Source organism: Paenibacillus sp. J22R232, from assembly GCF_056269165.1.
This window is the reverse complement of the sequence record NZ_JBWDNK010000003.1, coordinates 635,186-661,901: the sequence shown is the minus strand read 5'-3', so window position 1 is coordinate 661,901 and position 26,716 is coordinate 635,186. Positions and strand designations below refer to the sequence as shown.

Annotated in this window: 21 protein-coding genes and 1 pseudogene; 2 read left to right on the top strand and 20 right to left on the bottom strand. The window is 48.4% G+C overall.

Annotated elements, in window-relative coordinates:
• The 10 genes and pseudogenes from AC0YN3_RS13880 to AC0YN3_RS13835 form a co-directional block, all read right to left on the bottom strand.
• A partial coding sequence (locus tag AC0YN3_RS13880) for an IPT/TIG domain-containing protein (protein WP_475775613.1) occupies positions 1–613 on the bottom strand: 613 nt, incomplete at its 3' end.
• A 615-nt stretch (positions 614–1,228) separates the two neighbouring features.
• Complete coding sequence (locus AC0YN3_RS13875; protein ID WP_475775612.1) at positions 1,229–1,927, bottom strand: LuxR C-terminal-related transcriptional regulator; 699 nt, start codon at positions 1,925–1,927, stop codon at positions 1,229–1,231.
• 277 nt (positions 1,928–2,204) lie between these two features.
• Positions 2,205–2,579: pseudogene (locus AC0YN3_RS13870) on the bottom strand (sigma factor); the annotation flags it as partial.
• Between the two features lie 96 nt (positions 2,580–2,675).
• Positions 2,676–3,842 carry a DUF4317 domain-containing protein gene (locus tag AC0YN3_RS13865; protein ID WP_475775611.1) on the bottom strand — a complete coding sequence of 389 codons (1,167 nt, stop codon included), beginning with the start codon at positions 3,840–3,842 and terminating at the stop codon, positions 2,676–2,678.
• Positions 3,843–4,128: 286 nt separating this feature from the next.
• Entirely contained in the window at positions 4,129–5,148 is a 1,020-nt protein-coding gene (locus AC0YN3_RS13860) for a phosphotransferase enzyme family protein (RefSeq protein WP_475775610.1), read from the bottom strand.
• Positions 5,149–5,311: 163 nt separating this feature from the next.
• Positions 5,312–5,578, bottom strand: a complete 267-nt coding sequence (locus AC0YN3_RS13855; protein WP_475775609.1) for a CD3324 family protein — start codon at positions 5,576–5,578, stop codon at positions 5,312–5,314.
• Between the two features lie 524 nt (positions 5,579–6,102).
• Positions 6,103–6,804: an RNA polymerase sporulation sigma factor SigK gene (gene sigK / locus AC0YN3_RS13850; protein ID WP_475775608.1), complete on the bottom strand. Its 702-nt coding sequence runs from the start codon at positions 6,802–6,804 to the stop codon at positions 6,103–6,105.
• A gap of 305 nt (positions 6,805–7,109) precedes the next feature.
• Positions 7,110–7,286 (bottom strand): hypothetical protein, encoded by a 177-nt coding sequence (locus tag AC0YN3_RS13845; protein ID WP_475775607.1) that lies wholly within the window; start codon positions 7,284–7,286, stop codon positions 7,110–7,112.
• Positions 7,287–7,479: 193 nt separating this feature from the next.
• Positions 7,480–7,722 carry a sulfatase-like hydrolase/transferase gene (locus AC0YN3_RS13840; protein WP_475775606.1) on the bottom strand — a complete coding sequence of 81 codons (243 nt, stop codon included), beginning with the start codon at positions 7,720–7,722 and terminating at the stop codon, positions 7,480–7,482.
• A 66-nt stretch (positions 7,723–7,788) separates the two neighbouring features.
• Positions 7,789–9,540, bottom strand: a complete 1,752-nt coding sequence (locus AC0YN3_RS13835) for a glycoside hydrolase family 35 protein (protein WP_475775605.1) — start codon at positions 9,538–9,540, stop codon at positions 7,789–7,791.
• A 158-nt stretch (positions 9,541–9,698) separates the two neighbouring features.
• Between AC0YN3_RS13835 and AC0YN3_RS13830 the strand changes: the two genes are divergently transcribed.
• The gene (locus tag AC0YN3_RS13830; protein WP_475775604.1) at positions 9,699–10,595 is read left to right on the top strand and encodes a helix-turn-helix domain-containing protein; all 897 of its coding nucleotides are present in this window, start codon (positions 9,699–9,701) and stop codon (positions 10,593–10,595) included.
• A gap of 310 nt (positions 10,596–10,905) precedes the next feature.
• Complete coding sequence (locus tag AC0YN3_RS13825) at positions 10,906–11,799, top strand: copper amine oxidase N-terminal domain-containing protein (protein ID WP_475775603.1); 894 nt, start codon at positions 10,906–10,908, stop codon at positions 11,797–11,799.
• Positions 11,800–12,022: 223 nt separating this feature from the next.
• Here the strand turns inward: AC0YN3_RS13825 and AC0YN3_RS13820 are convergent, their stop codons facing one another.
• From AC0YN3_RS13820 to AC0YN3_RS13775, 10 genes are all read right to left on the bottom strand, one after another.
• Complete coding sequence (locus AC0YN3_RS13820) at positions 12,023–12,556, bottom strand: chromate transporter (protein ID WP_475775602.1); 534 nt, start codon at positions 12,554–12,556, stop codon at positions 12,023–12,025.
• Positions 12,557–12,574: 18 nt separating this feature from the next.
• Positions 12,575–13,228 carry a chromate transporter gene (locus tag AC0YN3_RS13815; RefSeq protein WP_475775601.1) on the bottom strand — a complete coding sequence of 218 codons (654 nt, stop codon included), beginning with the start codon at positions 13,226–13,228 and terminating at the stop codon, positions 12,575–12,577.
• Positions 13,229–13,542: 314 nt separating this feature from the next.
• Entirely contained in the window at positions 13,543–13,890 is a 348-nt protein-coding gene (locus AC0YN3_RS13810) for a hypothetical protein (RefSeq protein WP_475775600.1), read from the bottom strand.
• A 78-nt stretch (positions 13,891–13,968) separates the two neighbouring features.
• Positions 13,969–14,940, bottom strand: a complete 972-nt coding sequence (locus AC0YN3_RS13805) for an ABC transporter permease (RefSeq protein ID WP_475775599.1) — start codon at positions 14,938–14,940, stop codon at positions 13,969–13,971.
• On the bottom strand, positions 14,933–15,844 hold the full coding sequence (locus AC0YN3_RS13800) for an ABC transporter ATP-binding protein (protein ID WP_475775598.1): 912 nt from the start codon (positions 15,842–15,844) through the stop codon (positions 14,933–14,935). The genes AC0YN3_RS13805 and AC0YN3_RS13800 overlap by 8 nt, the downstream gene beginning before the upstream one ends.
• Entirely contained in the window at positions 15,841–16,635 is a 795-nt protein-coding gene (locus tag AC0YN3_RS13795; RefSeq protein WP_475775597.1) for a GDSL-type esterase/lipase family protein, read from the bottom strand. The genes AC0YN3_RS13800 and AC0YN3_RS13795 overlap by 4 nt, the downstream gene beginning before the upstream one ends.
• A gap of 33 nt (positions 16,636–16,668) precedes the next feature.
• Entirely contained in the window at positions 16,669–17,397 is a 729-nt protein-coding gene (locus AC0YN3_RS13790; RefSeq protein WP_475775596.1) for a uracil-DNA glycosylase family protein, read from the bottom strand.
• 29 nt (positions 17,398–17,426) lie between these two features.
• Complete coding sequence (locus AC0YN3_RS13785; protein ID WP_475775595.1) at positions 17,427–19,208, bottom strand: glycerophosphoryl diester phosphodiesterase membrane domain-containing protein; 1,782 nt, start codon at positions 19,206–19,208, stop codon at positions 17,427–17,429.
• 332 nt (positions 19,209–19,540) lie between these two features.
• Positions 19,541–24,112, bottom strand: a complete 4,572-nt coding sequence (locus tag AC0YN3_RS13780) for a rhamnogalacturonan lyase family protein (RefSeq protein ID WP_475775594.1) — start codon at positions 24,110–24,112, stop codon at positions 19,541–19,543.
• Positions 24,113–24,373: 261 nt separating this feature from the next.
• The gene (locus tag AC0YN3_RS13775; RefSeq protein WP_475775593.1) at positions 24,374–26,515 is read right to left on the bottom strand and encodes a right-handed parallel beta-helix repeat-containing protein; all 2,142 of its coding nucleotides are present in this window, start codon (positions 26,513–26,515) and stop codon (positions 24,374–24,376) included.
• Positions 26,516–26,716 lie beyond the last annotated feature (201 nt).

Here is a 26,716-nt window from a genome sequence, read left to right as displayed (position 1 = left end):
ATTGGTCAGCCGCCGATGTCGCTGATGTGCCGCCCGCCGTCGTTACCCTTACGTCTACGGTTCCCGAGCCCGCCGGAGCCGTTGCTGTGATTTGCGTTGCTGAATTTACGGTAAAGCCCGTCGCCGCCGTTGCACCAAACGTCACCGCTGTTGCTCCAGACAGATTCGTACCGGTCAACGTTACGCTCGTGCCTCCGGTCGTCGGACCCGCCGTCGGCGAAATGCTTGTGATCGTCGGCGCGCCTATGAACGTAAATTGGTCAGCCACCGATGTCGCTGATGTGCCGCCCGCCGTCGTTACCCTTACGTCTACGGTTCCCGCACTACCCGCCGGAGCCGTTGCCGTGATTTGCGTTGCTGAATTTACGGTAAAGCCCGTCGCAGCCGTTGCACCAAACGTCACCGCTGTTGCTCCAGACAGATTCGTACCGGTCAAAATGACGCTCGTGCCTCCGGTCGTCGGACCCGCCGTCGGCGAAATGCTTGTGATCGCTGGCTCGGTTGCGGCAAAGGCCGCATTCTCGCCTACAGCTAGCTGTATCACAGGAAGGAACAACAACAAGAAACTCATCAGTACCTTAGATATCTTCTTCTTATTCTGTTTCTCTTTCATTTTGAAATCAACCTCTCTTGCCTAGAATGTATTTTATATTATTATGAAGAGCGCAAATTCGTCCGGGTCAACCAATTCTGAGAAATCTCGTATCTGTTTCATTGGAATCGCCTTATGCAACTGTTACCCCAACTCCAAAACAATCTATTTAAATTGATATGCCGAAACCACAAATGGTTTACACAAGCCTCAACTCCTATATTTCGACAAGTATGCTAGTGAATTGTACTAGCAGGGCCAGCCAGTGTCTAGAAAAATTTTACATCCTATTGGTTATAGTAACAAAATCTAGATAATAAAATATCAAAAGTTCACAAGATCTTCATAAGTTATAACCTGATTCGTGGTTATAGCCTTGAAAAAAATATCACAATTCCGATGAGAGCCCTCCCTGAATGCAGATACTTGTTTCTCTCCATCAAACAGCCCGTTCAATCCGCCTAGTATCATCAACATCGCTAAGATGATAGACGTTACTTCCTACTTGCTCGAAATCTTCTACTCATGTTGTTTTCTCCTCCATACCACTATTGAATTCGGACATAAGTATATATCCCAAGCCATATAAAAAACACTAACCAAAGTTAGTGTTTCGCAAATATTGTAGAAAAAAGTCTAATTTATGAGTGCTAACTCCTTTGCACGGGGGATTGCCTGACTTCTTCTTTTAACGCCCAGTTTTCCGTATATATGATGGATATAACTTTTAACTGTCCCTTCTGTTAATCCGAATCGATAGGCAATTTCCTTATTCGTCAATCCATCTGTCAGCGCGTACAGGATCTCCGTTTCACGATTCGTGAGTGATTCAAATAACAGCTGTGAAGCTTTCGCAGAAGTTGATGAAGGATCATATGTTGGAACGATTGGTGAATAGCTTTGGCTGCGAGCTTCATCTAATGATTTCACATACACCATTCGGGCAATCATTTGCTCCAGCATTACCCGTATTTCTTGAGTGAAAACGCCGGCTATGAGACTGTTCTCCAAGTAAAGCGCGAATGGCGTTAGTCCTCCTGTGAAAAGAATAGGCATACACAGTACGGATTGGGACTGGTTTCTACGAACTTTTGCCTGTTCAGAAGCATCTCGGATAGCTCTTTCTTCCATTTCACGACCAAAGAAGGTCTGAGGAAGCCGAAACCGGCTTGCTTCATCAACATGTGCGATTTCAAAAGAGATGACTTCTCCCGTTTCCTCCATCGATACGGCGCACCGCTTCAAAACACTTAATAAACCATAAGCACTCTGATAACGCTCTTCGGGATTCTTCGACAAGAGCTTCATAATAACATCCTCAAGCGAACCAGCCATATCCGAACGCCATTCGCGCAGAGGCTTTGGAACAACGTGAGCGTCAAATAGGCCCCACCTAGTAGTCAGGTGGGGCCTATTTGACGCTCACGATTACAAGTTGTTTCATTGGCTTCGACTAAATCTGTAATAGCTCCCAATGTGTTGTCCTACCTCAAGAAAACCTTCATGGTTCGGACCACAGCCCGAATCATGAAAGTGGCTCGTCCAGCCGTAAGAAGCGTTCTTTTGTGCTTCGTCTGTTCTTCTATAAAGTCTCACGTTAATATCGCATACTGATATCCAAATTCTTATATATCTTACTCTTCTCAATCTTAAGCTGTACCTTATCCACAATATCATCGGCCTCAGTGCCAAGGATAACGATCAACGTAATCTCATTGCCTTCCTTATCCGTGCCAATTGGGTCATGCAAAGAAACGTCTTTCCGAGTTTTCTTAAGCGACCGCAGATGCATAAGTATTTCGTTCTCAATACAGCGAGCCGCGAACGTCGCGAGCTTCGTGCCTTTCCCGGTCTGAAAGCTCTCGATCGCTTTGATCAATCCAATCGTCCCGATGGAGATTAGATCCTCTAAATCTTCCCCGGTATTGTCGAATTTTTTGAGGTTGTGAACACAACCTGATGTAAACCAAACGTCAACACATTCCAGCTCGTCCCCTTAAAATATTTTCTTTCCCTCAAGAACACATTATGCGCCGACCTATTCAAAGGCTGCAACCGCATCAACCAACGCTGTCAACTGAGTCTATAACGTCTCTGTACTGAGCGTAAATCCTTCGATTACGGCATCTTCGTCGATCTCAATCAGGATGCATCGTTTCCCTTGATAATTCACCTGTCTCACATACTTTAAATCCTGCGGGCTGACCGAAATCGAGGCTACCTTTGTATCGATCTTAATCGATTTTGAAGTGAATTTCGGCATAACGCTGCTTGCCTTCATTTCATAGTTCCTATCGTCGACGATCGTTTGAAACGCGCGTTCCACTTTATCCGTCGTCACGTTATCTATGCCGCTTATTGTCAGCACACGTTCCACATCTTTATAATCCAACTTCGGGGGTTCTTCTTTATCTTCGTTGGTTTCGATTACTTGGTGGATCTCCTCGTACACCTGTGCGAGAGTGGCTACGTCGAGTTGTTCGCCCACCACTTCCTTCACGATGTCTTCGAAAATAGCCCTCTCTTCCATTGCCGTCATGGATCTTTCGGCATTTAAGACCTGTCCGATGAAGTGCGGATCTGGATAATTTGATTTTGCCGTACAATACAGAATGCGGTTCACATCGGAATAGTTATCCGTCACGCTAGGGTAAAAGAACCCGTGCTCCGGCGAACTTAACTTGATAATCGGATCTACAATGACATTGTACTTAAATTCCCTCTCCACATAATCGAACAAGAGAGTCTTCTTTTGCTTCTCCGTGGAATTCACGCTGCATAGAATGAACGGATGCGCGAACAGTTCGTCCTTCCCGCTCTCTTCGGCTTCTTCATTTCTGCCCTTGGTCGGCCGGAAATACTGTCCACGAACGAACGTGACTACTGTATCCTGTTCATACTTGGCATCCACCAACATTTTATCCACCAACAGCAGCATCAGGTCCTTCCATTCTTCAGGATTGCCTGTCGCCAAACCTTGGTGAAGTATCACTCGCGTCGGATCCTCTGCTTCCTCCTGAAATTTCAACTCGAACAACTTCTGATCCAATTCTCCGGTCAGCAGTTTTTTGAAATTCCCCATATACAACTCCTGCTTCTCTCTATCCACCAGAGCAAACGCCTGGCTCTCCCAATGATAGACCTCGTTGCTATCCTTCATAATATACACGTTGAGAATGTCGTTAATATTCATCATATCGTGATCCAGCTTAAATTGCTTGCGTATATGCGCGACTTCTTTCTTTATCATGATTCGCTAGACAACTCCTAAGAAGTAAATTGGTTTTATCAGTATAAACGATATAACAGCCCTTCGCTAGAAGGGCTGTTAATGTTACTTATCTTCAGTTCCGTTCCAAACCAACACAGCCACGCACTCCACATGTGTGGAGTGTGTAATATTGTCGAATATCTATGAACATCTTATGTCACCATAAACAGCAGATTTTCGATATTCTAGTAGTGATGATATTAAAGTCCACCGCAATTTCAATCCGCTCGTGTCGCTTGATCAATCGTTGAAAGAGTCCACGAAGTTAATTCATTTTCATAGGTTCTATCACTTCGAATAGAAATTGATTATCATTTAAATATTCTCTTATGTATGCTTGGGCGTATTGTTGTTCCTCGATCAAACTAGCTGTTTCTCTTGGATCAGAGGAATGATGGCAGTAGTTCTCGATCATGAACATAATGAAGAAACATTCCAGATACCTAACATAGTCCGCTTCCAGCGTTCTTACACTCTTGTAGCCTTGGATAAACATCCAACGATGCTTCGGCCAAAGCTCCAATAAGGTACCTGCCATATCATAAAGATAATACCCATAACCACATCTTCCGAAATCAATCGGGTAGGGTTGATCATCTTTAAAAACAATATTGCCGGTATGTAGATCTGCATGAATGAGTCCATACTTTTGATCATTTCGATGCATTACGGTAAGTTCGGATAAAACCTTCTCAGCAGCAGCCTGATACGATTTCCATGCTTTTTCTGATAAAAAACATGTATAATACCGTTCCAACTTAGCCATATCACGTTTAAAACTGTCTGCTCCCCATATGGGTCTCACAAAATCAGGAGGTGGGACGAAGCTCGCAGCTGCCTCATGCAGTTTCCCCATCAATATGCCCATCTTATTAGCACAGCTGTCCGTAAAATCTCCACTTGCATGTTCTCCCTCTATCCACCGCATCAGCGTGACATAGGGGCGTTTATAGCCCTTTTCTGTATCTATTTCCAATACATAAGATGCATCGCAACTTGCCAGACCTTCTGGTACTGTTAGATCATCCAATTTGTTCAACGCCTGAAGCAAAATAAGTTCTGAATGGATCTCCTTCTTGCTCAATCGATCCGAATGAATACGAAGCAAATAACTTTTTTTTGAACTTGTCTCAATTTTATATGTGATTGTATCTGATAGTTGTATAAACTGAATTTGCTCCCATTCCAGGTCATACTGTTGAATGGCTAATAAAGCAACTTTCCTTGCTCTGACTAGTAACGACCGCCGTTCTTCATCTGTATCAAATCTAAAAAAATCATACATATGTTGTCCCCCTGCAATTTTGTATGAAGCAATAACCAAATAACTGTTATAAATGTTATTGTAACAATAGCAATGCCATGAAAATATATAAAGAACAAGTGAAAATTATTTTTTACACAAAAAAAGTCACATTAGAATTTAATCCAACGTGACTTTTTTTGAACTATTTATTTGAATAAACGATCTTTTTAATACTATCACTAGAAAGAGCAAATCGATCTGAAAGTTGATCAATAGTTACACCGTTCAAAAATTTTTGGCAGATCTCATCGTTTCTAAGAATCAAATATTTTCTGCTACCAGAATTTTCGCCCCATTTTTTACGTAATCCTTCAGCTCTAGGGACATACACCATCCCACCATTTACATACTTCTGTATTTCTTTTAGTAATTCTTTTGGAAAGATGGTGTCAGCATTTACATACTTCATGATAGCTCGCTCCTTAAAATAGTAAAATTTTAAAGGTAGCAAAGTCTACGCTATAACAATTATCACTGTGCAGATTTAAGCGGTTACTTATCTTATTAGCTCCATACAAACAACCGCCGTTGTTCATAGAATAGACTTTGCATAGAGCATATCTCAAACCTTGCCATAGTGCCCCTCCTACTTCAACTAACTACGGAACCATAGTAGTGCTTACAATCCCTGTTACTATACAATAAGAATGTTTACGGGAAGTGGGATATCGTCTCAGTAATAACATATTACCTCACCTGAGTTAAGTCAACAAAATTAAATAATACATTTGAGCAATGCTGTCACATCTCATTTTTCATTTTCGTACCATCAATATTAAGCACTCCACATGTGTGGAGTGCGTATACATAAGAAAAAACCAAATGGAGTCACTGCCATTTGGTTTCATTTATTGATATAACATCGTGCAATCAAACCCTAACTTTATCGTTGCATACGATAGATCAGGTATTATATATGAGCTTATTTGAGTCTCACCGTTTCGCCTTATAAAACTCATGATAAAGCTTCATCAGCGCCCTCTTCTCAATCCGCGATACATAGCTCCGCGAGATCCCCAGCTCCTTCGCAATCTCCCGCTGCGTCCGCTCATCCCCGCCATGCTCCAAACCAAACCGACCAATAACAACTTCCTTCTCGCGGTCATCCAATATATCAAGATTTTTATAAATCTTGCTCTTCTCAATCTTCAGCTGCACCTTATCCACGATATCATCGGCCTCCGTGCCGAGGATATCAATCAACGTAATCTCATTGCCTTCCTTATCCGTTCCGATCGGGTCATGCAGCGATACGTCCTTGCGCGTCTTCTTCAATGACCGCAGATGCATAAGTATTTCGTTCTCAATACAGCGAGCCGCGAACGTCGCGAGCTTCGTGCCTTTTCCCGTTTGGAAGCTCTCGATGGCTTTAATCAATCCAATCGTGCCGATTGAGATTAAATCCTCTAAATCTTCCCCTGTATTATCGAATTTTTTCACTATGTGAGCGACTAAGCGGAGATTGTGCTCGATGAGCAGGTTACGGGAACGCTGATTGCCTTCGGACATGAGTTGCAAATGCTTGGTTTCTTCCTCCTCTTGAAGAGGCTGGGGAAACGCGTTGTTTTTGACATAAGAGACGAGCAATGAAAGCTGCTTAATGAATAGCGCTATCGCTGAGAACAATCCAGGCATTGAACCGTACACCCCCACGTTGTATTTACTTAGACAACAAGCTCAATTCAAGCCGTTTTCTAAGCAAATTGAAGTCTGTTCTTTAGTGTATGTGGGTAACAGCCTATACGTGCATGTACGCTTGAATCAAGACGGAATTCACATTATGCTTCGTCCTCATGATCTTTGTATCTCTACATATAAATGACCCTCAATCCATTTAACCTCATCTGCAGCCTATGCCTGCATCCAAAGAAAAGACGACCGGCAATCCCCAAAGGGAGTGACGGCCGTCTCATTCTGTTACTCGATGTTTTTTCCACATTTTATTCGATGCCTTGCTCTTTTGCCTTCGCGTTTACTTCTTCGATTATCTTATCGAGGCCCTTGGACTTGTAGCCGTCAACAATCTTCTGCCATGATTTTTCTATGGAATCCTTCGACAACATCACATTCAGCAATTCGTCGTGGTCGAACACCGTAAACTGTCCAAACCTTGTCATCGACGCCTTCGATACCGTAGGTAATCAGCATCTTCCCTTCGGGAGAGAGCACGTAATCATAGAGTGCTAAAGTACGGTCGAGTTTCTCCGGAGCGATCTTATGAAGAAAAAGGAGTTAATTTGTAGGCATGGATACAAATTGAGGCTATCCAACTCTGCTGTCGGAACTGCACGGCAGCGTATGCTCGTAATTCTACGGCACCTTTTCCCCGTATCCTACGCGTACGTGCGAGCGTGGGCTCATGCCGGTAAACAGCGCCGTACGAGCCGGCACGCAGGTAGGCGTCGAAGAATAGGCATGTCGGAACATCATGCCCTTGCGCGCCATTTGATCCAAATTCGGCATCTCGGCGACCGGATGATCGAGGATGCTCAGGCAGTCACCTCTCATTGGGTCGACGGTAATGAGCAGCAAATTCGGCCGCGAAGCGCGCATGTCGTCACTAACCTTTCCTTTACCTTCATGCAAGCCGGAATCCGACAAACTTGCCGCGCGAATTGCCTACCCGAGATCCGGTGCATCGATTAGCTCGATTTCCGGCTTGTCCGTGCCGTGCAGCTCCAATACAATGATATCGTTTAAACCTTCGCGGAGCAGCGGGCCTGGGAGATATAGCGTTTTTTGCGGTCCCTTCTCCCAATAGCGGCCAAGATTGAAGCCGTTGATCCAAACGACTCCTTTCACCCAGCCATCGAGACGCACGAACGTATCCGCGATATCGTCGACGAATAGCTTTCCTCTGAAGAACATCGGATGTTCAGCGGACTTCGATTGGACGGTGAGGGGAGTGAATGGCAAAGCGGTCAAATCGGCAAGCGGCAGAGGGTAGATTTCCCAATCGAATAGAAATTGATTGTCGAGGCGCACGCCATCGGTAATGCCCTTCGCATCCTTCAGGCGCGGTCCATAATTGACTCTTCCCATATTCTCGACAAGGATATCGAGCGTCGCGCCTCCTTGCGGAATATCCACGACAAGCGGCTTCGGCTCCCAACGCTCGACCGTTCCGATGCAGCGGCCATCGAGGAACACCTGCGCCCGGTCGTGCACATCCTGCAGGTGAAGCTCCTGCGACTTGCGCGGACCGGTTACCCTTGTACGGTAGAGGATGAAGCCATAGTTCTGTCCGAGCTTCTCCATCGGCTCCGGGCACCGCCGGCGTTCGGAAGCCGCCAGCGTATCGAGATGATCGAACAATCCCGCCGCTTCCTCCATGACTACCGCGCCGTAGCGCTTCTTGCGAGAATGCTCCGGAAGAGCATCCGGAACATCGGCTCCATGCTTCCGAAGCACCTCGCGCACGGCCAAATACTTATCTGTCACATCCCCGCACTCAGACAGCGGCGCATTGTAATCGTAGCTGGTAACGGTAGGCTCATATTTCTCTTGGTCATTCGCACCGTTATAGAACCCGAAATTCGTTCCGCCATGGAACATGTAGAAGTTGACCGAAGCGCCGGCGGCAAGCATCCGGTCCAGCACGTCCGCGACGTCTTCGCCTCCTCGCGTATGGTGGGGCTTAAGCCAGTGATCGAACCAGCCGTTCCAATATTCCATGCAGAAGAGCGGCTCCTCCGGGCGGTACTCGCGGAATTTCGCGAACTCCTCCTCGGGCCTGGATCCGAAATTCACGGTGGCGAGAACGTCCGGCAGCGTTCCGCCCTGCAGCATCTGATCCGTCGAACCGTCCGAGGTGAACAGCAGAGCATCTATTCCCCTTTCTTGCAATCCGTTTTTCAGATAGAGCAAATAGTCCTTGTCATTGCCGTAGCTCCCATATTCGTTCTCGATTTGCACGGCGATAATCGGTCCGCCATGGGTGCCAAGAAGCGGCACCAGCTTTGGAATAAGCACGTCGTAATAGGCGTCTACCTTTCGCAAGTAGCTCTCGTCCATACAGCGAAGCCGAATATCAGGATCGCTCAGCAGCCAAGCGGGCAACCCTCCGAATTCCCATTCCGCGCATATGTATGGGCTCGGCCGGACGATAACGTGCAGGCCAAGCTCCCCTGCGAGGGAGATAAACCGTTCGACATCCGCCAATCCGTCGAAGCGGAACGCTCCTTCCTTCTCCTCGTGCATATTCCATGGAATGTACGTTTCCACCGTATTAAAACCGCAAGCCTTAAGCTTCCGCAGCCGATCCTCCCAATACTCCGGGACAACACGGAAATAATGAATCGCCCCGGACAATATCCGGATCGGCTCCCCGTCCAATAAAAAATGCGAGCCTTTCACTTCGAGCTTAGCCATGATAACCCCTCCAGAACAGATGACGTCAGCTATATTATCCGTATTGTCAACCAAGGTCACAATCGCCAAATGGTGCATTTTCTATACCATTTGTACCAATTCGTTAACATCAGATGTGATAGAATAAAGGAACAAAACGGACGAAAGAGTGAGGCGCCATGCAAAACGTGATAGGTTTCCCGAATATGACTTCAACGCTGCAGGTGACTGGCATTCAAATCGGAAAATGTCCGCCCGGCTGGGAATATCCGCGGCATCACCATCATTTGTACGAGCTCCTATGCTGCCTTGGCGGCGAGGTAGAACAAGAGATAAATCGAACGACCGTCACGCTTGGGCCGGGAGATTGGCTGTTGATAAACGCCGGAGAGAGGCACAAGACCACGAATGCTTCCGGCATGGACTACGAGTTTTTTAACGTGCATTTCGACCTCGACGATCTGGACATCCGCAGCCTGCTCGGCACAGCTGCTTATCGGCTCGTATCCGCCCCGGAAGCAGCGCGTTCCGGCCGGCTGAGTCGCTGCATCTTGGAGATTCGCGAATTAACGGAGCAAATGCCAATCGAGAACCAAAACGATGACGTAGCACGGCTGGAAAATAAGCTGCTCTTGCAAGCGAATATTTTGCTCATTATCCGCGAGATGCTGGCGCTTATCCGCAATCAGGGCGAGGCCCGAACGAACGCAATCCATGTGACGCCGTTTGCGGCCGATGCGGCGCATGCGATTGAAGAGCGGCTATCGCTCGGCCTTGCCGACAATCTCTCGATCGCGCAAGTAGCGAAAGAGCTGAACATGAGCCGGAGCCAAAGTACCAAGCTGTTCATCAAGGTTTACGGTTTGTCGCCGCGGCAATACGTCAGCCGCAGAAAACTTATGCTGGCGAAGGAGCTGCTCGTGACTTCCTATTTGCCAATCTCCCAAATTGCCGAGCGGCTCGGCTTTCAGTCGGCCAGCCACTTCTCCCGGCAGTTCCGGCGCTGGACCGGCCATTCTCCGACGGCGTTCAAGCCTAAGCACCAAGGAAACGCGCAAGAAGGCGGATTTGTGTAGAAAGAACATAAAGTATTAGACTGGCCCCAACTATAAAAATAGCGACAGTCTTGAACGAGAAAAAAAGTCCTAGGCTGCCGCTGTATTTTTAACCTAAAACATCTCCTGTAAGCTCCATGAATCTCCATCTATCATTCTCCAATTATCGCTCCACTCTCCATAGCTCAATCCCGCTGGACTTCCGCATTGGTGATTCTGAAAACAAAGAAGATCTGCCTTCTAGGAAATAATATAAACGCGAAACTTTTTTATGGAAAATTACGTCAATTGAAGTAGGAATGTAGAAGATCGAAACAGGGAGGTCTCACCTTTGAAAAGATGGATGCAAACAACCGTTGCTTCGCTTTCCATAGTTGGAATGCTGGCATCAGGAGCGGCTATCTCCGCTGCGCCGCAAAAACAAACATTGGTTTATATGGATGGCGCGTTGCAGGAGAATGTACTAACTGTAAACCAAAGGACAATGGTACAGCTAACATCTTTTCAAGATCCTACAAAACTAATGTATTCCTATGAACAGGCTACGAAAACGATAATAATAATTAATAAAGAAATGAAATTAACTGTACGCCTTAATGGTGGAGCCCAAACGGCCCTCGTTAACGGTAAAAGCGTCAAGCTAGATGCCCCAGTAACGAATAAGGACGGTAGAACTTATCTCCCTCTGCGCTTTCTCTCAGAAACTCTCGGTGGAACGGTGAAATACAACGCTACGGATAAGACTGTAATTGTGCGGACGCCTTCTGGCAATGAGCGCTTCAACATACTCATGAGCGGAGATTTAGTAAAAGCTCGTGAAATTGCAATTCATTATCCAGTAACTTATATGGATAAACAAATAGAAGCATCAGGAGAAGGATTCACTTTTTCTTATACTTTTCCAAAGGGAGAAGCGCTGCGTTTCGAGGTAGAGTATAAGGGACTAATTAATTATAAAGAGATTAATCAGGATGGAATTGCGGTTGTGACATGGCAAAATGATTCTATGGGAAGGAATGGTGAAGTGGGCAAGAGACATAAGGGCTTTGGCGAATCCGTCTTTTTCACTCATCATTTCATGCTAGAGAAAAATTTTTACGGAACGATCGATAGCAAAGGTACGAGTACCGTCTTAGGCTTTAACGACTACCATTTGAACGAAGATTTAAGAGATGTTATTATCGTACCCATCGAGGGAGAAGTCCGGACTGATCAAAAGACATAGAATCAGCCTATTAGCCTAATTCTGCACCAACCCGAAGCTTCCGATTTTCGGTTTTCATTCACCGAGCTATCTCTAGATATCCATGGGAGACGACAGTCCCTCGGTATCTATACTCTCCATGTCTACAAGCTGCCTGTCTGCAGCGCAGCAAGGTTTCATTTGATCCATTTATTCTTAACTCTCCCCACGGATATGAATTCAAGCTTTATTCAAAATCGTTCTCTTAATATAGAATAATTCCTGCCGCGCCTGCTGCAAGAAGCACAACAACCGGATAAAGCTTATACTTGAGCATCGCATACAAACAGCCGAAGCATATCAAAAGCGTAACGAATGTCATCCAAGTGAAGCCGGTCTCGTCCTCGCTCAGGAATCCAAAATTAAGGGACGCATAAATGATGAGCCCCGCAATAATCGGTCGAAAGCCATAAAAAACCGAACGAACCCACTTGTTATTAATAAATCGAAAAAACACGGAAGCAAGTAAAATCACTGCGAGAAGCGAAGGTAGAATCATGCCTAACGTCGTCACCAATGCGCCGGCAAATCCAGCCGTTTTATACCCGACTAAAGTCGCGCTATTCGTGGCAATCGGGCCAGGCGTCATACCCGCAAGCGAAATCGTTTCCTGCAATTCGCTGCTCGTCATCCAGCCATGGGATTCGATTTCATATTGAATCATCGGAATAACGGCATACCCTCCTCCAAATGAAACGGAACCAATCTTCAAGAAGGTAAAGAACAAGTCCCACAGCATCCTTTCATCCCCCTTTCTTCAAATGAAATATTCAGGCTCCAGCATGGTCTTCGTCCTACTCCCTGCTTTCTCGGTGCGTACGCGGAGACCGACCAGCTCCTTGCCCCTTGCGATGACCAAACCGATGACTAATCCGAATAGAATTACGTATAGCGGATTGTTGTGCAGGAAAAGCATGGCGAATAGCGCCCCCGCCATTACGCATGCAGTGGAAAAGTCAAATACCGATATTTTGGCCATACGGTAGGCTGCCATTAAAATCATAGCAATGACAGCTGCATGAATGCCTTTAATGGCAGCTTCCACCTTAGGTTCATTTCGCAAAAAAAGATGCGCGTAGCTAAGTAAAATGACAATAAGAAACGTAGGCAGCGTAAGGCCTGCAATGGCAGCGATGGCACCTGTGATGCCCGCTTTCCGATAGCCAATGAGCGCAGCCGCGTTCACGGCTACTCCTCCCGGGGCTATCCCTGCCATAGAGAGCATATCTCCCATTTCCGTCTCGGTAAACCATTGGCGCTTCGCAACGATCTCCCTTTCGATTAGGGGCATCATCGCATAGCCTCCCCCAAAGCTAGCCGGAGCTATTTTGAAAAACGCAAAGAAAAGTTGGCCCGATCGTCTTAATGTTGCAAGGTGAAATTTCACTATGACCGCCCCTTTCCCATTCATCTTACCATCTTTAATCCATTTTGGTATAAAGTTTTTTTTATGGCAGGGATCAATTAAATTTATTATTGGTTATCTTTTAGTAGTCCCATTAATCGCTGGTTCGCTTGCCGTCATCAAGTATACGGAGTTTCGTCTCATTGAAAAAAGGGCACCTTCGCCATCTAACGGCAAATGCGCCCTGCTTTTATTTTTCAAAAATTCGTCATTATCTGTTGATACCCGTAATTTATCCGTATATATTCATTTTCAATTCGCTTTTATTCGTTTTATTCGCTTTCGTTCACTCCAACTCAACGTATACGCAGCTCATGCTTTTACTTCTTTTCCACCTGAAGCAAACGGACGGTCTTTGTCGCGTAAGTATCCTTTATCCGTTCTTCCGAGATGACATTCAGCTTGAGCAGGCTCGCGATTTTGGACGTATCGGGCTTGGACAGCATCCGCCACAGCTCGGGATCAGGCAGCGCTTCATACAATTTATTCTCGTCGAATTCCTTGCGCTCCTGTACGACGACCTTAACCTTGTGGCTGCCAATCTCCAGCTCACCGGCCTCCTGCTCGGTCAAATAAGCTAAAATTTGATTGCGCAGGTCAGAGAGCTCCTGCTCTATTTCTTTTTGCTTTTGTTTTTGCTGATAATATCTTCGTACCGTCTTGTCCATGTCGATCACGCTCCTCTTCTACTACATGCATATGAAGAGAGCCGGCAATTTAGGACAGGACAACGCCAGCAAATACGTTTAATAAATATCTTTTCGCATAAAAACGATAAAAGAAACGAGCAGCGAGCCCAGCATCCATACTGCCAGCACGGACAACGAGAAGCCCAGCGTCATGCCCTCAATCGGAGGCGCCGAGCCGCTGACATAATCCATCAAGCCGAGATTGACCATGAACAAATATTTGGCCGACTCCCATGAGGACACCATGTTGCTCAGGATAGCTCCCGATATTAAACAAGCCAGCATTGTACCCATGCCTGCCGCGCTGCTCCGCATCAGGATCGACAGCATGAAAGACAGCGTGCCGACAACGACGGAAATAAACCAAGCAAGCCCGAACTGCTGGATAATATATTGCCACTGGGATACGAGGCGCACGCCCGAAATATCCAGCTCCCCGCCTTGCGAGGAGAAGCCCGTCAGCACTGGAGCTGCCCAGCCCTGGTTGCCGAACATGACGGCCGAAACGATATACGATAGGGAGCCGAACAAAAAAATGACGACCGAGACCGATAAAATAAGCGCGATATATTTGCTTAACAGGATTTTGAATCGGCTCACCGGACGGGTTAGGAGAAGCTTAATGGTCCCCATGCTTCGCTCGGATGACACGATGTCTACCGCGATAATCATGACGAGCAGCGGCAGGAACAGCTCCGCGGAGTTTTGCACGAATCCTCTAATAAAGGTTGGAGCGCCCGGCTCCGAGGGGTTGACGTCATTGTCCAAATAGTACTGGGATTGCTTAATTTGAATTTGGATTTGCTCGCGCCACTGGCCTGCGCTGCTGAGCCGGTTCTGCATATCGACGATTTGCTGCTGCAGCTCCGTGCGCCAGTCCACCGTGCCAAGCCGCTCCCGAATGGATTCGGCTTCCTTCGCCTGCGCATAGGTGAACATCGAGAGCAATACGACAATGATGACGGCAATGACCACGAAGCGGCGTTTCCCAACCAGCTTGGTCATCTCATTCTGAACCAGATTAATCAATCGATTCGCCTCCTGTCAGCTCAAGGAACAGATCCTCAAGCGCCGGCAGCTTGCGGTTCATCTCCAGCACGCTTACTCCGCCTTCAACCAGCCTTCGATTCCATTCTCCAACCTCATGCTCAATATACGGCGTCGTAACCGTATCCTCTGTTTCAGTGACAATCGATGCAAGCTCCCGCAGAATGGCTTTGCCCTGCTCGATCGGCTCTAGCCGCCAGACGAGCCGCTCTTCGCTCGACAATAGCTGCTGCACCGAATCGACGCGAATAATTTCGCCTTTTGAAATAATCGCAACCCGGTCGCACATCAGCTGGATTTCATAAAGCAAATGGCTTGATACGAGCACCGTTAGCCCTTCCTCTTCCGCCAAAAAACGGATAAAGGCGCGCATCTCCCGAATGCCGGAGGGATCGAGTCCGTTCGTCGGCTCATCGAGAATGAGCACATCCGGCTTGCCAAGCAGCGCCTGGGCAATGCCAAGCCGCTGCCGCATGCCTAGCGAATACGTGCTCACCTTGTCATTCATGCGATCCTGCATGCCGACGAGCCGCACGACCTCGTCAATCCTAGCCTGCGTGATCCCGCTGATCATCACCGCGAAGTGGCGCAGATTGTCCATGCCCGTTAAGAATGGATAGAGCTCCGGGTTCTCGACAATGCAGCCCAAATGCCTCATCGCCTTCGTAAAATGCTTCGCAATATCCAGTCCGCATATATGTATCGTGCCTGATGTCGGCTTGATCAACCCGACCAGCATCCGAATCGTCGTCGTTTTCCCCGCGCCATTCGGACCTAGGAAACCGAATACTTCACCACGCTTCAGCTCGAAGCTCAAATCCTTGATGATCGTCCGTTTGCCAATTACCTTCCGCAGCCCCTGCACCGATAATGTAATGTCGCTCATCGTTGTCCTCCTTCTCCGGCGCCGGCAATTAATGCGGCTACCCGTTCCGCCATTAGCGCGTATCCCTTTTCGTTCGGGTGGAAATGATCCGTAAACAAAAAGTCGTTTACATTCTGCTGGAACAGATCGTACGTAGGCACATAGACGGTTTTCGCATCCTTGGCGAGCAATTCAGCCGCTTTGAAGTTCCAGCCTCGAACGACGCCCGATAGCAGCTCGCCATTTTCAAATTCGACGAATGGATTGTACAAGCCAAGCAAATAAACGGTTGCCTCGGTATTCACGGCACGCACGCCATCGAGAATGGTCTGCAGCTGCAGCAGATAAGCATCCTCCAAGCTAGTTATGCTCGCTTCAGAAACATCGGACAGCGTCTGTCCCCCAAGAAAAAGGTCATTGCCCCCAATGGTCATAAGGATAATATCCGCTTGTCCAAGCTGGCGTCCGATTTCCTTCTCCTTCATTTGCTCGGCGAGCAGCGGCGCTGTCAATCCTTTGATGCCCAAATTGATTAACGATATTTCCTTGCCCGCTTCTTTAAGCCGGTCGCTCACGTAGCCGACATACCCTTTGCCTTCAATATCGCCCGTGCCTCTCGTTAAGGAATCGCCCAAAGCGACGATTTTCAGCACGCCAGCCTCTCCTGCCTGCTCCTCCTCTGTGGAGGACAAGGGAGCCGAACTAGGCGTGCCAAGCATATAATCCTTTAACGTCCAGCCTAATCCGAACAACCATAACAGACATGTTAATAGCGCAAAAACAGTTATAAAACGTACCCTTTTGCTATGCATCCTCATTCATTCCCCGCTTTCCAATATGATCCTCTAGCTGCCGAACCAGTCGTTCACCTTCTGCTGCATGGTTGCCTTGTGCTGCTCGAACTGCTTTTTGCGGTGGCCGTTGGCACCTGAAGGATGCGGCATATCAAACAAGCAGCGTTCTCCGTTCAGCCAGCCCTTTGAGACAAAGGCTTGTACCACCTCCGATACGGCTTTGCCGAGCGGAATGATCAGTGCATCCTTCACTTCCTGAAGCTCAGGAAGCAGGATGCTCTCGGCGTAGCGGTAAAGCAGCTCCGATTTCAGAATTGATGGGCTATGCCCGGTATAGTTTTTCCCATGTTGGAACACCGGAAAGCGGATGGCAGAGGTCGTATGCAGTAAATCTCTCCGTTCCTCGAACAACGCCCGGCAGCTCGGTACGCCAAGGCGATCCGCGAGGGCAATCGCATCAAGCATTTCGATTAGGTTGCTTCTCATCGAGCCCGCAAAGCTCCCAAGTTTCTTGGCACGCTGATCAATGAGCGCAATCGGCACTCCGTTAAGGAGATCGTCGCGCGCGCTCCGTATCGCGATCTCCATCTGGGTGAAGCCAGGCGTAATGCCGATGATCATGACCTTCGCCTCGGCATTCACATATTCGTACGGCACGTAATAAATCGACATATTCGGCTGCTCGTCAAGGAGCAGCACCTCCACAAACAGCTGCTCCTTCGTTAAGCTGCCCGGTGGGAGCGACATGAGGAACGCTTTGTATGTTTCAATTTGAGTCATCTGCTCCCGCTCCCTTCCCTAACTTCGCATTAAAGCTTAACCTCTACTAAATTATGGGCGCGTGCCGGATAATCGGTAATAATGCCGTCAATCTCGAATTTAAGCACTTCCATCAAATTGCGCTCGCTGTTCACCGTCCACACCCATACCTCTCGGCCTTTTTTATGCGCGCGCTCAACAAACGCCTCGGTTAGCATCACCTGCTCAATCGTGTAGAAATCCACGTCAAGCAAGGAAAGATCGCCCACCGCGAAATAGAGAATTTGCCCGATCTTGATCTCTGGATTCAGCGACCTGATCTGCTGAAGCGTCTGCCGATCGAAGGATTGGATATAACAATCCTCGATCATATCGAATTGTTCGATCAGCGTCACGACCGCCTTAGCCAGCTCCTCGCCAGCACCGTATGGCTTCAAATCCACGATCAGCTTCGCTTTCCCCTGCACCTCCGCCAATACTTCAGCCAGCATCGGAATCCGGTCTATTTCATCGCCTTCCTCGCTGCCCGGACCGATGCTTAGCCTTGCGACCTCATCATAGCTTAGCTCGCTCACCTGCTTCGACACGCCAGCCATGCGCCGCAAATTATAGTCATGGTGAAGGACGACAACACCGTCCTTCGTTAGCTGGACATCGATTTCAACGGCATCAATGCCCTGTTCCACCGAGCTTCTGACTGCCCGCAGCGAGTTCTCCGGCGCAGCCATGGAATCGCCGCGGTGCGCCGATAAGAGCACGCTCCATTTGACATAAACGAGATTATCATTCGCTGCATAGCTGACTACGAGTGCCAAAGCCAGATAGACTGCCGTTACGGTAAGGTATAAGACACGCGTACGGCTTCTTCCCTCCAAGTAGGCGAACAAGCGCTTCTCTAGCGGTCCGAACCATCGGCTCTTATGCAAGCGAAGCTGATCGAACGGTTTTACGCCAGGCTGACGGTTGAACTGGTAATACAGCCTGGTCAGGAAAATCATATTAATGGGCACGAGCAGCAGCGTAAACATATAGGTAAGTACGGTTGAGAGCGTTAATGAATATTGATTCGTGATGATCTTCAACACATTATTGTCGAGCCAAGAAGGCAAATACGCGATGGATGAGATGGTTATAAAACCGAGCGAAAACACAAGCGCATTGAGCAGAAACAAATTGATGAAAATCGACAGCCTTTTGCCCTTCGTCAGCACCAGGCTGCTTCTGACTGCCGCGCGAATCGATTTATTCTCGATCATAATGAAGTGAAGAACAAAAATCCAACGCAGCACGGTGTACAATCCCGCCAATAGCAATGCGCCATACAACGCAAGCATCATCATCGATGAGCTCATAATACGGCTATTGAAGAAGATCGGAACGTTAAATTGTGCGTAAAGGGAAGATGAAAGCGGTGAATCGATGAACGGGAAAATAAACAGCAAGAAAAACACCAGCTGGATAATACCGAAACCGAACAGCTTGGGGGTTTGCCGAAGCGTCGTTAGAAGCGCATCTGAGATGAGCACCTTTTTCCCAAAATAATGCTGCTGGGCAATCGTGATAATGACGCCGAATTCAATGAACAGCACGAGCATCGCCACGAAACAAATGGCAATTAATCCGCCGACGCCAGCATAGCTGAGGCCGATTTTGTAAAACTCGCCGTTCAGCACCGAGCCCGATCCGACCACCCGGATAATCCGGTTAAATATAAATGAAATAATCGGAATAATGACAAAGCTGGTAAGCAGCATGAACAAATATTCGAATACCAAATGTTTTTTGTACGTGTCTCGGAAATCCCGAATACTTCGACCCAGACGTTGAAGCATGAACATTCATCCTATTCCTTTTGTTGTCAAAAGCATGGAGGCAAACGGCATATCCAAATGTCTCCACTTTCTATTATAGCGATGACCCTACCCCCGCGTCGAATCGGCGCCTGAAACAGCAAAAAGCACCAAGCTTCTTCGCAGCGAAGAAGCTAGATGCTTAATGCTTAATGCTTAAGGCTTAAGGCTTAATGCTTAATGCTTAAGGCTTAAGGCTTAATGCTTAATGCTTAATGCTTAATGCTTGATTCCTTATTCCACTTTCATGAAGGAGCCATGACGTTCTCCTCCAGGAAGCCGAAGCGCTGTAGAAACTCGGTTCACCGCCATATTTAAGAAATCGAAAGCTGAATCAACTTATGAATGATGACTGCAGCCTGCGCCCGAGTCGCGGTATCCTTTGGAGCGAACAGGCCGTCACCGACTCCTTGGATGATGCCTGCTGCCTGCATAGCCTTTGCCGCATCCAAAGCGTAGCCATCAATGGCTGCTTCATCCGCGAATGCTGCATCCGGTGCCGCGCTGCCAAGCTTCAGCTCCAACCGCTGTGCTGCGCGATAGGCCATGACCGCCATATCCTGCCTTGATATCTTGTCATTCACGCCAAAGCTGCCATCCGCTTTGCCTTGCACGATCCCTAGCTTCTGAGCGGCAGCGATCGAGCTGTAATACCAGCCGCCCTGCTGCAAATCGCTGAGCGTGCTCGTTACCTTGGCGTCTGCAAGGTCGAATGCATGCATAAGCATTTTCACGAATTCCGCTCTCGTCACATGTTGTCCGGGCTTAAAGATTTCATTCCCTACTCCATTAATAATACCTCTAGCAGCAAGCGATTCGATACTGTCCTTCGCCCAGCTTACATGAGCGATATCCGAAAAGTCTGCTTTCGCGTTTGAAACCGTATATTGGCTGAAATGGCTCGGAGCAAAAATAACCTTGCCGGAAGCCTTCACGTATGTTCCGTTTTTAACGAGGTGGAGTTTGCCTTGCTCATCGATATGGTACACCACGACGGAATTCGGATTCTCGCCGGCTGCAAGCGCATAGTCCAGCTCCACCTTTACGCTGCCGCCGAAATCATTGATCTTCTTGCCGTCCACAAGTAGATTCAGATCATACACCGGCTGCGCGGCTGCCGTGCTATTGGCTTCCTCAGGTTGTGCAGCTGCTTCAATGATGCGAACCGACAGCTCGAGCTTTGCCGATTCGTTCGTCACGAGTGATTCGAACAGCTTCTTGTTGATCGTTATTTTGGCAAGCCCCAGCCGCACCTCGAACTGATCAATCGCCTTGGCGATGCTGTCCTTTAACGACTGTACAGGAATGCTGGCTGTAACTGTCGTCGCTGCTTGGTTAGGCACAACCTCCAGCAAGAGCGACTTTCCTGCAGCCGTGTCCACAGCCTTAGCGATATCGGAGGCTTTGAAGTCAGCGAAGGCTTTCCCGTTGTTATCCGCAGATACCGAGAGCTTCACGTACCCGGTGCCTGCATTTGTCGTCGGCTGCCCGGTAGAACCGCCGCTTGGCGATTCCGTTGCCGCATTTTTGATCGTGTATGTCCATTCTCCAGCAACGCCAGAGCCATCCTTTGCCTGCACACTGACTTTCACCTTACCCGGTGCAGCCGCAATCAGAAGCCCGCTCTCCGAGATCGTTGCGAGTGTCGTTGCCGAGCCGTCTTCGTTGTATACGGACCAAGCTACTGACTGATCCGTTGCAGCAGCAGGGGTAAATACGGGAGAAAGCTGAACTTGCTGCCCGGCAGTCCATTCGCTGGATGGGGCGGAGATGCTCAGACCCGCAGCCTTAATGGTATTCGTTCGAATATTCGGCTGAGACGGCTCTTCCATCTCCGAGCCTAAGAAAAAGCCCGTATGCGGCGGCTGGTTATAGCCTGTATTCTGCCAAGCGATACCCGTACGGTAGACAGGATCATGCATCAAGGTAGGAATGCGGTGCTCGGTCACATGTGTCGTCGTATAGATTCGCAGCGCGCTGCTGTCCTCCGTGCGCACGATGACCTCTTCCCGCCAGTCGCCAAGCAGGTCGGCTTGAAGCACCGGGTTGCCCTTTGTATCATTATTCGAATAGGTTCCGGCGAACCTCTCCAGAGGGACGAGGGCATTGTTCTCGTAATCCCACTTGTCGATCTTCGGAATGCCTACCCGCAGCGTGTCGCCCTGCCATTCATGATCCAGCAGTTCGCGGTTAAGATCGCCATCCCACCAAATCGCGAAGTTGGAGCTCGGAATTTGATTGCCTATTTTCTCCCCTTGCGCGGTGAATAAGCCTCCGGTTGTGCTGTTCCATGCACCGTCGATAGCCCATGCTTCCGCGCCTGCATAACGCGGATCGACATCCGCCGACAGTCCCCTGCCCGTATCTATTCCTGTTTGCAGCTGTCCCCACAGCACTCTGCCCGTCCTAGCATCCTTGACGTCAGCCGAGTATTTGACTGAAGTATCCTCTTGCACGGCAAAGAGCTCAAGACCTAATCGAGTCGGATCCAAATCGCCTAGATGCATGGCGTCGCCATGACCGAGCCGGGAATTCCACAGCCCTTTCCCATCATCGTCGATGGCCGTTGCTCCCGTAATGATCTCGTCTTTGCCGTCTGCGTCCACATCGGCGACGCTAAGCTGGTGATTGCCTTGACCAGCATAGCTTTCATTGCCCGGCGTTTTCGAATCGAACGTCCACAGCTTGGTCAGCTTGCCGTCTCTGTAGTTATAAGCTACCAGCACCATTCGGGTATAATAGCCGCGCTGCATAATAACGCTCGGGCGTTCTCCGTCCAAATACGCAATGGCGGCCAGGAAACGGTCAACGCGGTTGCCATAGGCATCTCCCCAATCCGCGACATTGCCTCGTTCAGGCTCGTAGGCTTCCGTAGCCAGCGCTTTGCCCGTGGCTCCTTCGAAGACGGTATGGTATTCAGGTCCTGTCAGTATATATCCGCCATCATTGCGGAAATCCGCATTGGCATCGCCAATCACTTGACCTTCTCCGTCAATCGTTCCATCCGCGGTTCGGAAGGTTACCTCCGCCTTGCCGTCACCATCCAGATCATAAACCATCACGTCGAGGTAATGGGCGCCTGCACGAATGTTTTTGCCCAGATCGATACGCCATAGCTGCGTGCCGTCCAATTCATAGGCGTCCACGTAAAAGTTGCCCGTGTAGCCGCTTTGGGAATTGTCTTTGGAGTTGGTTGGCTCCCATTTCAATACGATTTCATATTCGCCGTCTCCGTCCAAATCCGCGATGGACGCATCATTCGCACGGTATGAATACGCCTCCCCTTTCGGTGTCACACCATCCGCAGGCTTCAGGATAGGCACATCCAACGAGTTCGTATCCCATACGTCAACGGTTTCCGATTGGCGCTGCTCGGTGCCGTCCACGACTGCCCGCACGAAATAGGTGGATGCTGAGCTTCCGCCCGCATCTTGGAAATTCGTGCTCCCCGCAATCGGACTGGCATTCACTTTGCTGCCGTCACGGTAAACGTTAAAGCTGATCGAAGACGGATCCGTGCCAAGCAGCCTCCAGCCTACATAAACATGGTCGGCCTGCTGAACAGCCACTAAGCCGCGGTTCAAGCTCTCCATTTGCCGCGCAGCATGCTTGATTGGCACCGCGGTAACCGTCTCCCCGCTGGACTCGGTTATTTCTTCGCCCTCATAGGCAAACGCGCCTTTAATGACAAAGGTGTATGGCGTATCATTGGTTAAACCGCTAATAGCCGAGATATACCGCCCCTTCTCCACGGAGTCAACCAATACGAACGAATCGTCATTATTTTTGCGATAGATGCGCGCTTCGAGATAGGCTGGATCCGCAGGCTCCTCCCACCCGATCAGTACCTTGCCATCCCGTCCCTCCGCAACCGGATAATTTACGTTCGGTGACTTATCCAGCTTGTTTACCGTTACCTTGTACGTTTTCGTTATATCGCTATACGCATTGGAGGTTACGTTTACGTTAAAGCTCGTGGAGCTGCCGGTTAAAGCAACTGTCTGCGAAGCCCCGCTTTCCAAGCTCGCTGCGTCCACTTGGAGCGATACGCCGCTCGGGTTGCTTGCTGCCGGATTTACCGTCACCCCAGGCACGCTATAAGGAACCTCAAGCGTATAGCTGCTCACCTTCGGGTCGAATGGCGGTTGAAGGCTCGGAGCGTCATCGCCAGCTTGGATGTTCAGGCTATTCAAAGCCAAATCAAGCGCCGTGACCTTTACGTTCGCTAAATGAAAGGCCCCGCCCGCATTGACAAAAAATCCGAAGCTGCTGATTCGCTCGCGCGCGCTGTAGAACGCATCCGGCCAAACGGCCGTCGAATCCGTCGTCAAATCGGTAATGGACACCGAATATTTTTTTTGCGGCGCATTAAACACCATTTTGAACCGGTACCAATGGCTCGAATCATATTGAATTTGATTCTGGGCTGCGGCGTTATGGCGCTTAATGATACCGGCATCCAGCTGATAGCGAAGCGCTGCCGCGTTGGTCGCATTGACCTTGCCATCCATCACCCATAAGGTTCCGCCATTGTTCGATGGCATTCTGACATCGAATTCAATGACAGTTCCGCCGTCCTGGGCGGCAAATCGCTGTCCGAAATAAGATGAACCGGTCGTTGCATGATGAATAGCCGCATATGTGGAGCCCGTCACCGTATCCGTTTGGAACTGTATGGTGGGAGCCGTTCCTTCCTTCGTCCAATTGTTGCCAACGCCTATCGCGAAGTTCTCATTCGTGTAGCTGCTGAAATCATCGGATACAAGCGCCGTATCCGCAGCTTGAACGGATGCAAGGTGAAGCGGCATTAGCAGTGACATAACCAGCATACAGCTGAGAAGCTTGGAGAAGAGACGCTTCCCATTCCTTTTACCTGTGTTTTGCATTTCGAAATGTACCTCCCTGGAAATCTGATTGTGCGTTCACGTTTCAAATTCGGTTGGTTCTTTCAAGCCCGCTATTGCCTCCTTCCTTGCGATGTAAGCGATACCATACCAATTATATGTAAATCTATGAAACAAACCATTTAAAAACTAGGGCAAACTGTTTAAAAAATAGACTATTTTTCCATCCTCTCTTTTTCGCTCTATCTGAAAAGCACAAAAAAGCCCCGGCGATAAATCGACGAGGCTTTCATGGGAGCCGCTTTACGGCTTCAAACTATTATTTTTTAGCGTATCGTTTTTTTTCTGCAGCAGCTTGGCCGTGTATAACGTGTTGTTCTCGATCAAATAAGCTGGTGCGCCCGTTCCCGCATATAATGTGGCAATGCCAATGGCGGCCACGTTCGTTTTTATCGTATTCCCTCTTATGACTGCTTTGAGAACATCATGCTTCTCCGTACGCTTCCAATAATCGTTGATACGGATCATTTCCATTTTATTCGAGGTTAGCTTCTCCGCAACAATCGTATTGTTCTCCAGCAGTACATTTTTGGCTGACTGGATGCTGATAGCCTGCGAGTTGCCAAGCAGCTCGAATTTCGAATTCTTGACCGTCACATCAAGCTTGGGATGCTCCACATGGACCATCGTATTCAGCGTTTCCGGGGATTGGAAGCTGCAGCCGTTAAATACGTATTTGCCGGCTTGGGTCAGATTAATCGAGCCGAACTTCCCGCTGCTGGCTGCACCTTCGAATACGCAATGGTTATAGGTGGCTGGCGGCAGCGATAATCCATAGTCCGTGTTGAAGCCGATTACCTTCAGGTTATCGAAAACCGACCCTTCGGTTGCTCCTCCAGAAACGACGCGCAGCTTGCCTTTGCCGTTTATCGTTACGTTTTTTAGGCGAATGGGCTTGCCCCAGATCGAGAGCCCCGAATCGCTTTTCTCATTATTGTTAATCGTCACGTTCGTCACGCTTACTCCGAACGCTTTGCTAGCGCTGATGCTAAACATCGAATCGGTAAACGTCATACCGTCAACTGTAACATTCGGTCCGTTAATCGTCGTATAGGAATCGTTCATTTTGTTGCCAATAAAGGCTGCGTCATGCGCTGCGACAATGCGTGTTCCGTCGAAATGATTGTCTTTAATCGTCGCACCCGTGAACGGCTCGGAAATGGCGAGGCCAATGACTCCTTTGGATGCAAAATGGTTCCCTTCTACAATTGCGTCTCTGCCATCATATAAGATGAGGTCGTAAGAGGCATTATCGTAAAAATGATTGTTTCGAATCGTTACGTTGCTGTTGCGGTTTCCATTTTCTCCGAAGCCCCCTTCGAGATCAATGCCTGACTGGGGCAGCGTGCCTTTGATATGGTGAAGCTTATTGTTCTCTATAAGTACGCGGTCCGCTCCGCCGACCGTAATCCCTTGTCTGCGGTTATAAGCGAACTCTGAGTTTTTCACTACGACATCCTTGCTCACAGACCGATTCCAGAACTCCACATAGGCGTTTTTCTTGCCCGCTTGCTCGAACACAAGGTGGAATTGCGTTGCTCCTGCGGGAATTTGAATCAAATCTCTTATTTTGACCTTTTTCTGCTTCTTAATAAATGCGCCATTGGATTTATAAAAAATAATATCGAAATGTTGAGGCAGCTTTATTGCATTGCTGAGCTCGAACATGGTTTCCGTTTTAAATATAGCGTTAGCGAACGTCAACGGCTTTTTCGTGCGGATCTTCTTCGCATTGGATACGTTTTTTCCTTTATCGTCAATATCGCCGAATATGAAATGCCCTTCGTACAAGTCCTGGGCAAGCGTATTTTTTCCGCCGAGTATGAGCCCGTCTCCCGTGAAGTTAATCGCTTTGACGCCGTCTATCGTTACGTTTTTGGCGCCTTCGGTCAGTATGCCATATCCGCCTTCATGCGTGCCTGGCGTGTAGCTATGTTCTTTTTTGGAATAGTCATGCGTCTCTCTATCTCCGGCGTAAGTGCCGCCGCTCAGCGTCACATGATCAATGCCATAACCCAAATACATAAGCGTATAGCTTTCTTTGGCGTTCGTTTCCTTCTGCAGCACCGCATCCATTGGAAGCTCAAAGACCATATGGCTGACCATATTGATTCGGCTCGCTTTATCGATCAAATAGGTTCCAGGGGGAAGGGACGTTGTGGTTTTCCCATTCTGAGCCGCCCATTGCAGCGCTTTGTTAATCCCTTTCGTCGTTTCTACCGGATGCGTGCCGTCATTGTATATGCCGAACTTGGAAAGCTCAATTAAATAATAGGCTTGCGATACGGGCACGGCCTGCTCAGCGTTTGCCGTGATCGGTGCAGAAGGCAGCAGCGACAACGGAATGCCAAGCAGCAAGGTCAGCAATATTTTGATGATGTTCAAATCCAACCACCTCGTTTCAGTTAAAAAGTTCATTCGCGGAAAATGGGGGACTACTCCAATCTATTAAATATACCATTATCGATATTCTTAATAAAGAACATTTTCATTGTATTCGTTCGTCATGTAGAAAATAGTTCTAATTTCCCAGGCAATAACATTTAGCTTAACCAAGCAAAAATGGCTGAACAGATGTTTCTCCTG

Bases quoted from the DNA above. Each gene is read 5' to 3' on its own strand.
- AC0YN3_RS13790 (WP_475775596.1), bottom strand. From the start codon at position 17,397: ATGACTCAAATTGAAACATACAAAGCGTTCCTCATGTCGCTCCCACCG.
- AC0YN3_RS13785 (WP_475775595.1), bottom strand. From the start codon at position 19,208: ATGCTTCAACGTCTGGGTCGAAGTATTCGGGATTTCCGAGACACGTAC.
- AC0YN3_RS13820 (WP_475775602.1), bottom strand. From the start codon at position 12,556: ATGCTGTGGGACTTGTTCTTTACCTTCTTGAAGATTGGTTCCGTTTCA.
- AC0YN3_RS13795 (WP_475775597.1), bottom strand. From the start codon at position 16,635: ATGCATAGCAAAAGGGTACGTTTTATAACTGTTTTTGCGCTATTAACA.
- AC0YN3_RS13815 (WP_475775601.1), bottom strand. From the start codon at position 13,228: ATGAATGGGAAAGGGGCGGTCATAGTGAAATTTCACCTTGCAACATTA.
- AC0YN3_RS13845 (WP_475775607.1), bottom strand. From the start codon at position 7,286: ATGACAAGGTTTGGACAGTTTACGGTGTTCGACCACGACGAATTGCTG.
- AC0YN3_RS13830 (WP_475775604.1), top strand. From the start codon at position 9,699: ATGCAAAACGTGATAGGTTTCCCGAATATGACTTCAACGCTGCAGGTG.
- AC0YN3_RS13865 (WP_475775611.1), bottom strand. From the start codon at position 3,842: ATGATAAAGAAAGAAGTCGCGCATATACGCAAGCAATTTAAGCTGGAT.
- AC0YN3_RS13780 (WP_475775594.1), bottom strand. From the start codon at position 24,112: ATGCAAAACACAGGTAAAAGGAATGGGAAGCGTCTCTTCTCCAAGCTT.
- AC0YN3_RS13835 (WP_475775605.1), bottom strand. From the start codon at position 9,540: ATGGCTAAGCTCGAAGTGAAAGGCTCGCATTTTTTATTGGACGGGGAG.
- AC0YN3_RS13855 (WP_475775609.1), bottom strand. From the start codon at position 5,578: ATGAAGTATGTAAATGCTGACACCATCTTTCCAAAAGAATTACTAAAA.
- AC0YN3_RS13800 (WP_475775598.1), bottom strand. From the start codon at position 15,844: ATGAGCGACATTACATTATCGGTGCAGGGGCTGCGGAAGGTAATTGGC.
- AC0YN3_RS13810 (WP_475775600.1), bottom strand. From the start codon at position 13,890: ATGGACAAGACGGTACGAAGATATTATCAGCAAAAACAAAAGCAAAAA.
- sigK (WP_475775608.1), bottom strand. From the start codon at position 6,804: ATGCCTGGATTGTTCTCAGCGATAGCGCTATTCATTAAGCAGCTTTCA.
- AC0YN3_RS13875 (WP_475775612.1), bottom strand. From the start codon at position 1,927: ATGGCTGGTTCGCTTGAGGATGTTATTATGAAGCTCTTGTCGAAGAAT.
- AC0YN3_RS13860 (WP_475775610.1), bottom strand. From the start codon at position 5,148: ATGTATGATTTTTTTAGATTTGATACAGATGAAGAACGGCGGTCGTTA.
- AC0YN3_RS13840 (WP_475775606.1), bottom strand. From the start codon at position 7,722: ATGCGCGCTTCGCGGCCGAATTTGCTGCTCATTACCGTCGACCCAATG.